Source organism: Pseudomonas sp. SAS7, from assembly GCF_052112345.1.
GTDB classification, from domain to species: Bacteria; Pseudomonadota; Gammaproteobacteria; order Pseudomonadales; family Pseudomonadaceae; genus Aquipseudomonas; species Aquipseudomonas putida_Q.
In genome coordinates, this window is the sequence record NZ_JBEGGO010000020.1 from 47,431 (window position 1) to 61,379 (window position 13,949).

Annotated in this window: 14 protein-coding genes; all 14 read left to right on the forward strand. The window is 62.6% G+C overall.

Annotation, left to right across the window (positions count from 1 at the left end; all coding sequences use genetic code 11):
- The first annotated feature begins 12 nt into the window (after positions 1-12).
- The 14 genes from hscA (at position 13) to ABI582_RS25540 (ending at position 13,881) form a co-directional block, all read left to right on the forward strand.
- Complete coding sequence (hscA, locus tag ABI582_RS25475) at positions 13-1,875, forward strand: Fe-S protein assembly chaperone HscA (protein ID WP_442120631.1); 1,863 nt, start codon at positions 13-15, stop codon at positions 1,873-1,875.
- Positions 1,876-1,878: 3 nt separating this feature from the next.
- Complete coding sequence (gene fdx / locus ABI582_RS25480) at positions 1,879-2,220, forward strand: ISC system 2Fe-2S type ferredoxin (protein WP_016501396.1); 342 nt, start codon at positions 1,879-1,881, stop codon at positions 2,218-2,220.
- Between the two features lie 10 nt (positions 2,221-2,230).
- Complete coding sequence (gene iscX / locus ABI582_RS25485) at positions 2,231-2,431, forward strand: Fe-S cluster assembly protein IscX (RefSeq protein WP_003248529.1); 201 nt, start codon at positions 2,231-2,233, stop codon at positions 2,429-2,431.
- An 88-nt stretch (positions 2,432-2,519) separates the two neighbouring features.
- Positions 2,520-2,945 (forward strand): nucleoside-diphosphate kinase, encoded by a 426-nt coding sequence (gene ndk, locus ABI582_RS25490; RefSeq protein WP_008092560.1) that lies wholly within the window; start codon positions 2,520-2,522, stop codon positions 2,943-2,945.
- Positions 2,946-2,973: 28 nt separating this feature from the next.
- The gene (rlmN, locus tag ABI582_RS25495) at positions 2,974-4,119 is read left to right on the forward strand and encodes a 23S rRNA (adenine(2503)-C(2))-methyltransferase RlmN (RefSeq protein WP_016484976.1); all 1,146 of its coding nucleotides are present in this window, start codon (positions 2,974-2,976) and stop codon (positions 4,117-4,119) included.
- A gap of 14 nt (positions 4,120-4,133) precedes the next feature.
- On the forward strand, positions 4,134-4,895 hold the full coding sequence (gene pilW / locus ABI582_RS25500; protein WP_258911694.1) for a type IV pilus biogenesis/stability protein PilW: 762 nt from the start codon (positions 4,134-4,136) through the stop codon (positions 4,893-4,895).
- On the forward strand, positions 4,892-5,911 hold the full coding sequence (locus ABI582_RS25505; protein ID WP_442120632.1) for a RodZ domain-containing protein: 1,020 nt from the start codon (positions 4,892-4,894) through the stop codon (positions 5,909-5,911). The genes pilW and ABI582_RS25505 overlap by 4 nt, the downstream gene beginning before the upstream one ends.
- Before the next feature lie 3 nt (positions 5,912-5,914).
- Positions 5,915-7,024, forward strand: a complete 1,110-nt coding sequence (gene ispG, locus ABI582_RS25510; protein ID WP_016501393.1) for a flavodoxin-dependent (E)-4-hydroxy-3-methylbut-2-enyl-diphosphate synthase — start codon at positions 5,915-5,917, stop codon at positions 7,022-7,024.
- A 25-nt stretch (positions 7,025-7,049) separates the two neighbouring features.
- Entirely contained in the window at positions 7,050-8,339 is a 1,290-nt protein-coding gene (gene hisS / locus ABI582_RS25515; protein WP_049274109.1) for a histidine--tRNA ligase, read from the forward strand.
- Between the two features lie 39 nt (positions 8,340-8,378).
- Positions 8,379-9,020 carry a tetratricopeptide repeat protein gene (locus tag ABI582_RS25520; protein ID WP_258655365.1) on the forward strand — a complete coding sequence of 214 codons (642 nt, stop codon included), beginning with the start codon at positions 8,379-8,381 and terminating at the stop codon, positions 9,018-9,020.
- A complete protein-coding gene (gene bamB / locus ABI582_RS25525) occupies positions 9,021-10,163 on the forward strand; it encodes an outer membrane protein assembly factor BamB (RefSeq protein WP_442120633.1) in 1,143 nt (380 codons plus the stop codon).
- Between the two features lie 116 nt (positions 10,164-10,279).
- On the forward strand, positions 10,280-11,743 hold the full coding sequence (der, locus tag ABI582_RS25530; RefSeq protein ID WP_016484982.1) for a ribosome biogenesis GTPase Der: 1,464 nt from the start codon (positions 10,280-10,282) through the stop codon (positions 11,741-11,743).
- Between the two features lie 210 nt (positions 11,744-11,953).
- On the forward strand, positions 11,954-13,102 hold the full coding sequence (locus tag ABI582_RS25535; RefSeq protein WP_442120634.1) for a pyridoxal phosphate-dependent aminotransferase: 1,149 nt from the start codon (positions 11,954-11,956) through the stop codon (positions 13,100-13,102).
- Positions 13,090-13,881, forward strand: coding sequence for an amidohydrolase (locus tag ABI582_RS25540; protein ID WP_442120635.1), 792 nt, complete (start codon positions 13,090-13,092; stop codon positions 13,879-13,881). The genes ABI582_RS25535 and ABI582_RS25540 overlap by 13 nt, the downstream gene beginning before the upstream one ends.
- Positions 13,882-13,949: the final 68 nt, after the last annotated feature.

The window sequence follows — 13,949 nt, forward strand, 5'->3', positions numbered from 1 at the left end:
ATTCAGATAAGCATGGCCCTACTGCAGATCGCCGAACCCGGTCAAAGCCCTCAGCCGCACCAGCGCCGCCTGGCGGTGGGTATCGACCTGGGTACCACCAATTCTCTGGTCGCTGCCGTGCGCAGCGGTCGCAGCGAACCCCTGCCCGATGCGCAGGGCAACGTCATTCTGCCCTCTGCGGTACGCTACCTGGCTGACCACAACGAGGTCGGCCAGGCTGCGCGCGAAGCGGCCGCCGGTGACCCGCTGAACACCGTGTTGTCGGTCAAGCGCCTGATGGGGCGCGGCCTGGCCGACGTCAAGCAATTGGGCGAGCAGCTGCCGTACCGCTTCATTGGCGGTGAATCGCACATGCCGTTCATCGACACTGTCCAGGGGCCGAAGAGCCCGGTGGAAGTGTCCGCTGACATCCTCAAGGTGCTGCGTGAGCGTGCCGAAGCGACCCTGGGCGGTGACCTGGTAGGCGCGGTGATCACCGTGCCGGCTTATTTCGACGACGCTCAGCGCCAAGCGACCAAGGATGCGGCCAAGCTGGCCGGCCTGAACGTGCTGCGCCTGCTCAACGAGCCGACTGCCGCTGCCGTTGCCTACGGCCTGGACCAGAATGCCGAAGGCCTGGTGGCCATCTATGACCTGGGTGGCGGTACTTTCGATATTTCGATCCTGCGCCTGACTGCTGGTGTGTTCGAAGTGCTGGCCACCGGCGGTGATACCGCTTTGGGTGGTGACGACTTCGACCACGCCATTGCTGGCTGGATCATCGAGCAGGCCGGCCTGTCCTCCGACCTCGACCCGGGTACCCAGCGTCAGCTGTTGCAGGCTGCCTGCGCCGCCAAGGAAGCCCTGACCGATGCTGACGTGGTCAGCGTCAGTCACGGTGCCTGGCAGGGCGAGCTCAGCCGGGCCGCCTTCGATGCCATGATCGAGCCGCTGATCGCCCGCAGCCTCAAGGCCTGCCGCCGCGCCGTGCGCGACAGCGGTGTCGAGCTTGAGGAGGTAGGTGCGGTGGTCATGGTCGGTGGTTCGACCCGCGTACCGCGTGTGCGTGAGGCTGTCGGTACACTGTTTGGCCGCACGCCGCTCACCTCGATCGACCCTGATCAGGTGGTCGCCATCGGTGCCGCCATCCAGGCCGATACCCTGGCAGGGAACCGCCGCGAAGGCGGTGAGCTGCTGCTGCTTGACGTCATCCCGCTGTCCCTGGGTCTTGAGACCATGGGTGGGCTGATGGAGAAAGTGATCCCGCGCAACACCACCATTCCGGTGGCGCGTGCCCAAGAGTTCACTACTTATAAAGATGGCCAGTCGGCCATGATGATTCACGTGCTGCAGGGCGAGCGCGAGCTGATCAGCGACTGCCGCTCGCTGGCACGCTTCGAGCTGCGCGGCATTCCGGCGATGGTTGCCGGTGCTGCAAAAATTCGCGTCACCTTCCAGGTGGATGCCGATGGCCTGCTCAGCGTTGCCGCCCGCGAACTGGGTTCGGGCGTGGAAGCCAGCATCCAGGTCAAGCCGTCCTACGGCCTGACCGACGGCGAAATCGCCCGCATGCTCAAGGATTCCTTCGAACACGCAGGTTCCGACAAGCAAGCCCGCCAGTTGCGTGAGCACCAGGTGGACGGTGAGCGCTTGCTCGAAGCGGTACAGGGCGCCCTGGACGCCGACGGTGAGCGCCTGCTTAGCAGCGACGAGCGCGACGCCATTGCATTCCAGATGCAAGAACTACGTGATTTGCTGGCCGGCACCGATGGCGCAGCCATCGAGCAACAGACCAAGCGTCTGTCGCAGGTGACCGACGCATTTGCCGCCCGTCGCCTTGATTCGACGGTCAAAGCCGCACTGGCCGGGCGCAACCTGAATGAGATCGAGGAGTAACCGATGCCGCTGGTGACATTCCTGCCGCATGAGAAGTTCTGCCCAGAAGGGCTGACCGTGGAGGTCGAGCCCGGGACCAACATCCTGGAGCTGGCCCACGACCATCACATCGAGATGGAAAGCGCCTGCGGCGGCGTCAAGGCCTGCACCACTTGCCACTGCATCGTGCGCAAGGGCTTTGATTCGCTCGAAGAAGCCGACGAGCTGGAAGAGGACATGCTGGACAAGGCATGGGGCCTGGAAGCGCAGTCGCGCCTTGGTTGCCAGGTGGTCGTGGGTGATACCGACCTGACCATCGAGATCCCCAAGTATTCGCTCAACCACGCTGCCGAAGCGCCGCACTGAGGTCCTGTACATGAGTCTGAAATGGGTTGATGTACTTGAGATCGCCATCCAGCTTGCAGAAAGCAAGCCTGAGGTCGATCCTCGTTATGTGAATTTCGTGGACCTGCACCGCTGGGTGCTGGCATTGCCAGAGTTCAGCGACGATCCGTCACGCGGCGGTGAGAAAGTGCTTGAGGCAATCCAGGCTGCCTGGATCGACGAAGCCGACTAAGCGTCATGTGCAGGTTAGGCAATCCCCTGAAACCCGCGTATAATTCGCGGGTTTAATTTTTCGTAACACTCATATTCTGGAGTTTTCCATGGCTGTTCAACGTACTTTCTCGATCATCAAGCCTGACGCAGTTGCCAAAAACGTCATCGGCAAGATCACCACTCGCTTTGAAGAAGCCGGCCTGAAAATCGTTGCCTCGAAAATCAAGCAACTGTCCAAAGCCGAAGCCGAAGGCTTCTACGCTGAGCACAGCGCTCGCGGCTTCTTCGGTGACCTGGTTGCCTTCATGACTTCCGGCCCGGTTGTTGTTCAGGTTCTGGAAGGCGAAAACGCCATCGCTCTGAACCGTGAGCTGATGGGCGCTACCAACCCTAAAGAAGCTGCTGCCGGCACCATCCGTGCTGACTTCGCCGAGTCGATCGACGCGAACGCCGTTCACGGTTCGGACTCCGAAGCTGCTGCTGCTCGCGAAATCGCTTACTTCTTCGCTGCTACCGAGGTAACCACTCGCTAAGCGAAAGCTTACGGGTGAGGGTGAATCCATGACGACATCTACTGGCAAAATCAACCTGTTGGGTCTGACCCAGCCGGAAATGGAACAATTCTTCGACTCAATCGGGGAGAAGCGCTTCCGTGCCGGCCAGGTGATGAAATGGATTCACCATTTTGGCGTGTCCGACTTTGCGGCCATGACCAACGTAGGCAAGGCCTTGCGCGAAAAGCTCGAGGCCGTTGCCGAGATTCGCCCACCGGAAGTGGTCAGTGAAGACATTTCCGCCGACGGCACCCGTAAGTGGGTGATCCGCGTTGCCTCCGGCAGCTGCGTCGAGACCGTCTACATTCCTACCGACGACCGCGGCACCCTGTGCGTATCGTCGCAAGCCGGCTGTGCCCTGGATTGCAGCTTCTGCTCCACTGGCAAGCAAGGCTTCAACAGCAACCTCACCGCCGCTGAAGTCATCGGCCAGGTGTGGCTTGCCAACAAATCCTTCGGGACCGTTCCTGCCAAAGTCGACCGCGCGATTACCAACGTGGTCATGATGGGCATGGGCGAGCCCTTGCTGAACTTCGACAACGTCATCGCCGCCATGAAAATCATGATGGATGACCTGGGCTATGGCATTTCCAAGCGTCGCGTCACCCTGTCCACCTCGGGCGTGGTGCCGATGATCGACGAACTGGCCAAGCACATCGACGTTTCGCTGGCCCTGTCGTTGCACGCACCTAACGACGAACTGCGCAACAAGCTGGTACCGATCAACAAGAAGTACCCGCTGAAAGTGCTGCTGGAGTCGTGCATGGGCTACATGTCCACCTTGGGTGGCAAGCGTGTGCTCACCGTCGAGTACACCCTGCTCAAGGACGTCAACGACCAGCCTGAGCATGCCGCGCAAATGATTGAGTTGCTGCGCGATGTGCCGTGCAAGATCAACCTGATCCCGTTCAACCCATTCCCGCATTCGGGCTACGAGCGGCCGAGCAACAACGCCATTCGTCGCTTCCAGGACCTGTTGCACCACGGTGGTTTCAACGTCACCACCCGTACCACCCGTGGTGAGGACATCGATGCCGCCTGTGGCCAGCTGGTCGGCCAGGTCAACGACCGCACCCGTCGCAGCGAGCGCTACATCGCCGTACGCCAGCTTTCCGCGGACGTCGAGCTGCAAGACAGCGCCGCCAGCCACTGACCGGGACTTAGCCCATGAGCCTGCGCGCTGCGCTGTCGATCCTTGCGCTTTTGCTGCTGGCCGGCTGCGTGTCGGGCGGCGCGGGCGACCCCCTGGCCAGCCGCCAGGGCAGGGCGGATGCGGGGCGTGCTTATGTGCAGCTTGGCCTGGGTTATTTGCAACAGGGTTTGACCGAGCAGGCCAAGGCGCCGCTGGGCAAGGCCCTGGCCCTGGACAGCCGTGATGCCGACGCACATGCCGCCCTGGCGCTGGTGTTCCAGGCCGAAGCTGAGCCGGCACTGGCCGAGGCGCACTTTCGCAAAGCCTTGCAGGCCCGCACGGGCGACACGCGAATTCGCAACAATTACGGCAGTTTCCTTTATGCTCAGGGGCGATTTGCCGAGGCCGAGCAGATGTTTCGCCTGGCCAGCAGCGATACCCTGTATCCTGAGCGCTCACGCGTGTACGAGAACCTGGGCCTGACTGCCCTGAAGCTTGAGCGCCGCGACCAGGCGCACGCGTATCTGCTGAAAGCGTTGCAACTCAACCAGCGGCAACCGAAAGCGTTGCTGGAAATGGCTGAGTTGTCCTACGAAAACAGGCATTATGTGCCGGCCCGGGACTACTACGATCGTTTCAGCCAGTTGAGCGACCACGATGCCCGTAGCCTGTTGCTGGGTAGCCGCCTTGCCAGGGTGTTCGACGAGCAGGGCACATTGGCCGAGCTGGGCCAGCAATTACAACGACTTTATCCCGGTACGCCGGAATATCAGCAATACCTGTCGGAGCAACGATGAACGCCGCGCATCCCGAAGTAGCAGTAGCGCCTGGCCAGAACCCCGGTGAGCTTTTGCGCCTGGCCCGTGAGAAACGGGACTGGTCTCAAGCCGAGGTGGCCCGCAAGCTCAACCTCACTGTCAGTTCGTTGAACCATGTGGAAACCGGCGCCTTCGACAAGCTGCCCGGGCATACTTTCGCCCGTGGCTATATCCGCGCCTATGCCAAGTTGATGGACCTTGACCAGGCCACCCTGGTAGAAGCCTTCGACCGCTACACCGGTACCCATGCCAAAGGCAGCGATGTGCACTCGCTGGGGCGCATCGAAGAGCCGGTACGCCTGTCGCACAATATCCTGCGCGGCGTCAGCCTGTTGTTGCTGGTGGCCGTGGTCGGCGGTGGCTTCGTCTGGTGGCAGGACCAGGGCAGCCTGCGTGGCAAGGACCTGGCCAAGATGGCCCTGGAGCACGTCGAAGTCGAAAGCGCCGACGGCACCACCCAGATTCACCCGCTCGACGAGCCTGAAGATCAGGCTGTTAGCGCAGGCCAGCAGCCCGAAAGCGCGCCGCTGGCACTGGAACAGGGCACAGCCGAGCAACCTGCTGCCGCCGAACAGGCTCCGGCAAGCCCGGCGCCTACCGCTGCGGCAGCACCTGCCCAGCAGGTGCCTGCGCAACCCGCAGCCAGCGTAGCGCCTGCTCCGGTAGCACCGGCTACCCCTGCACCGGCCGCCGTCGCGCCTGTAGCGCCTGCAGCCGCCGTGGCCGCTGCCGAGCCCGCCGCAGTACCGGCAGGCAGCGCCAAGGTCGCCATCCAGTTCACCGCCGATTGCTGGACCCAGGTGTCCGATGGCAACGGCAAGGTGCTGTTCAGCGCCGTCAAGCGCAAGGGGGACAACCTCGAGCTGACCGGCAAGCCGCCGTTCGCGGTACGCCTGGGCTTTGCCCGGGGCGCCCAGGTCAGCTACAACGGCCAGGCCGTCGATGTTGCCCCGTTCACCAGTGGCGAGACTGCTCGCCTGAAGTTGGGACAGTAAGTCATGCACGGCGAATCTCCGATCAAACGTCGCGAATCCCGCAAAATCTGGGTCGGCAATGTACCGGTGGGTGGTGATGCACCTATCGCGGTGCAGAGCATGACCAACACCGATACCAACGATGTCGCCGCCACCGTGGCGCAAATCCAGCGCTTGGTCGATGCCGGCGTGGATATCGTGCGGGTTTCGGTACCGGACATGGACGCGGCCGAGGCGTTTGGCAAGATCAAGCAACTGGTCAGCGTGCCGCTGGTCGCCGATATCCACTTCGATTACAAAATCGCCCTGCGCGTGGCCGAACTGGGCGTCGATTGCCTGCGTATCAACCCGGGCAACATCGGCCGCGAAGACCGTGTACGTGCCGTGGTCGATGCTGCCCGCGACCGTGGCATCCCGATCCGCATCGGCGTCAACGCCGGGTCCCTGGAAAAGGACCTGCAGAAGAAGTACGGCGAACCGACCCCGGCGGCGCTGGTGGAGTCGGCCCTGCGCCACGTCGAGCACCTCGACCGCCTGGACTTCCAGGACTTCAAGGTCAGCGTCAAGGCATCCGATGTGTTCATGGCCGTCGAAGCCTACCGGTTGCTGGCCAAGCAGATCGTGCAGCCGTTGCACCTGGGCATCACCGAAGCTGGTGGCCTGCGTTCAGGGACGGTGAAATCCGCCGTCGGCCTCGGTATGCTGCTGGCCGAGGGCATTGGCGATACCATCCGTATCTCGCTGGCGGCCGACCCGGTCGAAGAAGTGAAAGTCGGCTACGACATCCTCAAGTCGCTGCACCTGCGTTCGCGTGGCATCAACTTCATCGCCTGCCCGAGCTGCTCGCGGCAGAACTTCGATGTGGTCAAGACCATGAACGAGCTGGAAGGGCGCCTGGAAGACCTGCTGGTGCCGCTGGACGTGGCGGTGATCGGTTGTGTGGTCAACGGCCCGGGTGAAGCCAAGGAAGCCCATGTAGGCTTGACCGGCGGCACGCCGAACCTGATCTACATCGACGGCAAGCCGGCGCAGAAGCTGACCAATGACAACCTGGTCGATGAGCTGGAAAGGCTCATCCGTCAGAAAGCGGCCGAAAAGGTCGAAGCCGACGCGGCGCTGATCGCCCGTGGCTGACACACAGAATTCGTAAGGACTTTTCGTGAGCAAATCGCTGCAAGCCATCCGTGGCATGAACGACATCCTGCCAGAACAGTCGCCACTGTGGCGCTACTTCGAAGGCACCGTGGCCGGTCTGCTGGACACCTACGGGTACAGCCAGATCCGTACGCCGATCGTCGAGTTCACCGAGCTGTTCAAGCGCTCGATCGGTGAAGTGACCGACATCGTCGAAAAAGAGATGTACACCTTCGAGGACCGCAACGGCGATTCGCTGACCCTGCGCCCCGAAGGCACCGCCGCGTGCGTACGTGCCGTGCTGGAGCATGGCATCACCGGCAACGGCCAGGTGCAGAAACTGTGGTACATCGGCCAGATGTTCCGCCACGAGCGCCCTCAAAAGGGCCGCTACCGCCAGTTCCACCAGATTGGCGTGGAAGTGTTCAACCTGGACGGCCCGGACATCGATGCCGAGCTGATCATGCTGACCTGGCGCCTGTGGGGCCTGCTGGGCATCCAGGACGCGGTCAAGCTGGAGCTCAACAGCCTGGGTACCAGCGAAGCCCGTGCGCGCTACCGTGATGCGCTGGTCGAGTTCCTCTCGGCGCGCCTCGAGCAACTGGACGAAGACAGCCAGCGCCGCCTGAAGAGCAACCCGCTGCGCATCCTCGACAGCAAGGACCAGAACACCCAGGCGGTGCTGGTGGGTGCGCCGAAGCTGGAAGACTACCTGGACGAAGCCTCGCGCGTGCACTTCGAGGGCCTCAAGGCCCGCCTGGACGCGGCCGGCATTCCGTTCGTGATCAATACCAAGCTGGTGCGTGGCCTGGACTACTACAGCAAGACCGTATTCGAGTGGGTCACCGACAAGCTCGGTTCCCAGGGCACCGTGTGCGCCGGTGGCCGCTACGATGGCCTGGTCGAGCAGATGGGCGGCAAGCCGACCACTGGCGTCGGTTTCGCCATGGGTATCGAGCGCCTGATCCTGCTGCTGGAAACCCTGGGCAAAGTGCCGGAGTCCATCAACCGCCAGATCGACGTCTACCTGTGCGCCTTTGGCGAGCAGGCCGAGCTGGCTGGCCTGCGCCTGTCCGAAACCCTGCGCGACCGCTTGCCGGGCCTGCGCCTGGCGGTGAACGCGGGCGGTGGCAGCTTCAAGAGCCAGTTCAAGAAAGCCGACAAGAGCGGGGCGCTGTTCGCCCTGATCCTCGGTGACGAGGAACTGGCCAGGCAAGAAATCGGCTTCAAGCCCCTGCGTGGCCAGGGCGAACAACAGAACATTGCCTGGGATGCTCTTGCAGAGCACCTGGAAACCGCGATCGCGCAAGCGTAACGCGGTTCAACAAGCGAATAGGCGAAAAGGAGTATTGGGGTGTCGAGTACCGATGATGATGACCTGGCAGGGGTCAAGGACTGGTGGAACCGCAACGGCAAGCCGCTGCTGACTGGCGCATTGCTGGCAGGCGTGGTGGTGTTGGGCTGGAATACCTGGCACAAGTACCAGAGCAACCAGTCGCAAGGTGCCTCGCAGCTGTATCAGGCGTTGCTTGAAACCAGCCTGACGCCGACTGGCCAGCCAGACGCCACCAAGGTTGCGGAACTGGCCGGCAAGCTCAAGAGCGAGTTTGGCGGTACTGCCTATGCCCAGTACGGCAGCCTGTTCGTGGCCAAGGTCGCGGTCGAGAGCGGCAAGCTCGACGACGCCGCTGCCGAGCTCAAAGGCGTGCTGGACAAGCCGGCCGACGTGACCCTGGGCGAAATTTCGCGCCAGCGTCTGGCCCGCGTGCTGGCCGCCCAGAACAAGGCCGAGGATGCCCTCAAGCTGCTTGACGGCGACGCCGACAAAGCCTTCCTGGCCAGCCGTGAAGAGTTGAAGGGTGACCTGCTGGTACAGCTGGGTCGCGCCGACGACGCGCACAGCGCTTACGAAAAAGCCAAGGCTGCGTTGTCCGATGAGGCGGCGGTCGGTGGCCTGCAATTGAAGCTGGATGACCTGGCTAAAGGGGACGCGTAAGTGATCGGTTGGAAACATGCAGCAGTGCTGACCCTGGCCGTACTGGCCGCCGGTTGCAGCAGCAACAGCAAGAAGGAACTGCCCCCGGCCGAGCTGACCAAGTTCACCAAGGAAGTGGTGCTGAAGAAGCAGTGGAGCCGTTCGATCGGTGACGGCCAGGGTGAGACCTACAATACCCTGGTACCGGCCATCGAGAACGACCGTATCTACGCGTCCGACGTCAATGGCGAAGTCTTCGCCCTGGACCGCATCACTGGTGACGTGGTGTGGAAGAAGGACCTGGAGCTGCAGGTTTCCGGCGCTGTCGGCGTGGGCTACGGTCTGGTCATGCTCGGCACCCTCAAGGGTGAAGTCATTGCCCTGGACTCCAGCACCGGTGAAGAGCGTTGGCGCTCGCGCGTGACCAGCGAAGTGCTGGCCCCGCCTGCCAACAACGGGGATGTGGTCGTGGTGCAGACCCAGGACGATCGTCTGATCGGCCTGGATGCCGCCACGGGCGACCGCCGCTGGATCTACGAGAACACCCCGGCCGTACTGACCCTGCGTGGCACCGGTGCACCGATCGCCACCAACCGCCTGGCCGTCGCCGGCCTGTCCACCGGCAAGGTGGTCGCGGTAGACATCAACAACGGTGTGCCGGTGTGGGAAAGCCGCGTGGCCATTCCTAAGGGCCGTTCCGAGCTGGACCGTGTGGTTGATATCGACGGCGGCTTGCTGCTGTCTGGTGGTACCCTGTACGTCAGCACCTACCAGGGCCGTGTAGCGGGCCTGGACCTGGAAAGCGGCCGCGAGCTGTGGCAGCGCGATGCTTCCAGCTATGTGGGTGTCGCCCAGGGCTTCGGTAACGTCTACGTCAGCGAAGCCTCGGGTACCGTGGAAGGCGTGGATGAGCGCTCTTCCAGTGCCCTGTGGAGCAACGACAGCATGGCTCGCCGCCAGTTGACCGCCCCTGAAGTGTTCAGCAGCTACGTGGCTGTGGGTGACTTTGAAGGTTACCTGCACCTGCTGAGCCAGGTGGATGGCCGCTTCGTCGGCCGTGAGCGTATCGACAGCGATGGCCTGCGCGCCCGCCCACTTGTGGTCGGCGACACCATCTATGTCTTTGGCAACAGCGGCAAGCTCGAGGCACTGACCATCCGCTGAAGCTATGCTTGAAGCCTTGGCGGGTTTCAAGCCGCGGCGTAGGACACGCCGCCCAAACTCCGGCCGCTGCCTTGCAGCGGCCTTTGCATTTTCAAGAATTCGAGAGTGGAGAGCCGATGGTTCCCGTAATTGCCCTGGTGGGCCGCCCGAACGTCGGCAAATCCACCATGTTCAACCGCCTGACCAAAACCCGCGATGCCATCGTGGGTGACCTGTCGGGCCTGACCCGTGACCGCCAGTATGGTGATGCCAGCTGGCAGGGTCGTTCGTTCATCCTGATCGACACCGGCGGTATTACCGGTGACGAAGTGGGCATGGACGAAAAAATGGCCGAGCAGTCGCTCATGGCCATCGAAGAAGCCGACTACGTGCTGTTCCTGGTCGATGCCCGCGCCGGCATGACCGCCGCTGACCAGATGATTGCCGAGCACCTGCGCAAGCGCAACAAGTCGGCGATTCTGGTCGCCAACAAGATCGACAACATCGACCCCGATGTTGCCCGCGCCGAGTTCTCGCCGATGGGCATGGGTAACGCCATTCCGGTGGCGGGTTCCCAGGGCCGTGGTATCAGCGCCCTGATGGAAGCCGTGCTTGGCCACCTGCCGCGTGATGCCGAGGAAGAAGCCCTCGACCAGGACGTCGCCGAAGGCGAGGAGGCCGTGCGCATTCCTGGCCCGAGCGAGAAGGATGGCATCAAGATCGCCATCATCGGCCGCCCGAACGTCGGCAAGTCGACCCTGGTCAACCGCATGCTCGGCGAAGAGCGTGTGGTGGTCTACGACGAGCCGGGTACTACCCGTGACAGTATCTACATCCCGTTCGAGCGTGATGGTGACAAGTACACCTTCATCGACACCGCCGGGGTGCGCAAACGCGGCAAGATCCACGAGGAAGTCGAGAAGTTCTCGGTGGTCAAGACGCTGCAGGCGATCAAGGACGCCAACGTCGTCATCTTCGTCATGGACGCCCGTGAAGGGGTGGTCGACCACGACCTGAACCTGCTGGGCTTCGCCCTCGAAGCCGGCCGCGCCATCGTCATCGCGCTGAACAAGTGGGATGGCATGGAGCCGGGTGAGCGCGCCTACGTGAAGACCGAACTGGAGCGCCGGCTGTTCTTCGTCGACTTCGCCGACATCCACTTCATCTCCGCCTTGCACGGCACCGGCGTGGGCAACCTGTACAAGTCGGTGCAGGCCGCATTCACCTCGGCTGTGACCCGCTGGCCAACCAGCCGCCTGACGCAGATCCTCGAAGATGCTGTCAGCGAGCACCAGCCGCCGCTGGTCAACGGCCGCCGCATCAAGCTGCGCTATGCCCACCTTGGTGGTGCCAACCCGCCGCTGATCGTGATCCACGGCAACCAGACCGAGAGCATTCCAAAGTCGTACTCGCGTTACCTGGAAAACACCTACCGCCGCGTGCTGAAGCTGGTCGGTACGCCGATCCGCATTGAGTACAAGGGCGGTGAGAACCCGTTCGAGGGCAAGAAGAACACCCTCACCGACCGCCAGGTCAACAAGAAGCGCCGCTTGATGTCGCACCACAAGAAGGCCGAGAAGAAGCGCCGCGACAAGCGCTGATTCCGCGTCAGCTTCTTCGCGGGCTTGCCCGCTCCCACAGGTCCTCCACAGATTTTGAATATTGTGCAGCACCTGTGGGCGCGGGTTCACCCCGAAGAGGCCCTTTGATCCAAAGCAATCCCCCTATTGTTTCAACCTTTTTCCTGACTGCTCGATCCGCTATGCTCGGACTCCACCCCGTGCCGGATACACCCCAGGAAAGAGGGCTCCATGATCCGCAGCAAACTGCCGAATGTCGGCACGACCATCTTCACCACCATGTCCCAGCTCGCCGTGCAGACCGGCGCGCTCAACCTGTCCCAGGGTTTCCCTGATTTCAACGGCCCGCAGGCCCTGCTCGATGCAGTGGGCCGGCATGTGGCTGCCGGGCACAACCAGTATTCGCCAATGACCGGCCTGCCGGCCTTGCGCCAGCAAGTGGCGGCGAAGGTGGCGCGGCTGTATGGCGCACAGGTGGATGCCGACCAGGAAGTGACCATCACCCCCGGTGCCACCGAGGCGATCTTCTGTGCCATCCAGGCGGTGGTCCACGCCGGTGACGAAGTGATTGTCTTCGACCCGTGCTACGACAGCTACGAGCCGTCGGTGGAACTGGCCGGTGGCCGCTGTGTACATGTGCAACTGAGCGACGGCGACTTCCGTATCGACTGGCAGAAGTTCAGTGATGCCCTGAGCCCACGCACCCGCATGGTCATCCTCAATTCGCCGCACAACCCCAGCGGTGCATTGATTACTCGCGAAGACCTTGAGCAGTTGGCTACGCTGATTGCCGACCGCGATATCTACCTGGTCAGCGATGAGGTTTACGAGCATCTGGTTTACGACGGTGTTCGCCACGCCAGCGTGTTGGCCCACGAGCAGTTGTATCAACGTGCTTTTGTGGTCAGTTCGTTCGGCAAGACCTACCACGTTACCGGCTGGAAGACCGGCTACGTGATCGCGCCCCCGGCGCTGAGCGCAGAGCTGCGCAAGGTGCACCAGTACGTCAACTTCTGTGGCGTGACGCCGCTGCAGTGCGCCCTGGCCGACTTCATGGCCGAGCACCCTGAGCATATCGATGAACTGCCGGCTTTCTACCAGGCCAAGCGCGACCTGTTCTGCGGCTTGCTGGATGGCTCGCGTTTCAACTTTACCCGCACGGCGGGCACTTATTTCCAGCTGGTGGACTACTCGCAGATCCGACCGGACCTGAACGATGTCGACATGTCGCTATGGCTCACCCGTGAGCACGGTGTGGCGACCATCCCGGTATCGGTGTTCTACCAGCAACCCATCCCCGAGCAACGCCTGGTACGCCTGTGCTTTGCCAAACGTGAGGAGACGCTGCGTCAGGCAGCGGAACGACTATGCGCGATCTGAGCACACTGCCCAACCTGAAAGTCGCCCTGGTGCAAACGACCCTGGCCTGGCACGACCGTGAGGCCAACTATGCACACTTCGAGGTGCTGCTGGAGCAGGTAGGAGAGGTGGACCTGGTGATCCTGCCAGAGATGTTCACCACCGGTTTTTCGATGGACTCCGAAAGTTTGGCCGAGCCGGAAAACGGCCCGACCTACAAGTGGCTCAAGGCCCAGGCGAAGAAGTGCAACGCGGTGATTACCGGTAGCGTGATCATCCAGGCCGCCGATGGCAGCCACCGCAACCGCCTGCTATGGGCGCGGCCGGACGGCGAGATCTTGCACTACGACAAGCGCCACCTGTTCCGCATGGCCGGTGAGCACAAGCACTACACCCCCGGTGAACGCCAGGTGCAGTTCGAGCTCAAGGGCTGGCGGATTCGCCCGCTGATCTGCTACGACCTGCGCTTCCCGGTGTGGAGCCGTGATGCCCAGGACACCGACCTGCTGCTGTATACCGCCAACTGGCCGGCTGCGCGCCGCCAGCACTGGAACCGTCTGCTACCGGCGCGGGGCATCGAGAACCTGTGCTATGTGGCGGCAGTGAACCGGGTGGGCACGGACGGCAAGGGCTTTGCCTATTCGGGCGATAGCCAGGTGCTCGACTTCCAGGGCGAGAGCCTGCTCAGTGCCGGCGAGGCAGACGGGGTGTTTACCGCCGTGCTGAGTGCGTCGGAACTGGCGGCGTACCGGGCCAAGTTCCCGGCCAACCTGGATGCCGATACCTTCGATTTACACTGACAGCTTGTACCGGCCTCTTCGCGGGTAAACCCGCTCCCACAGGTACTGCACAGTCTTCGTAATCTGTG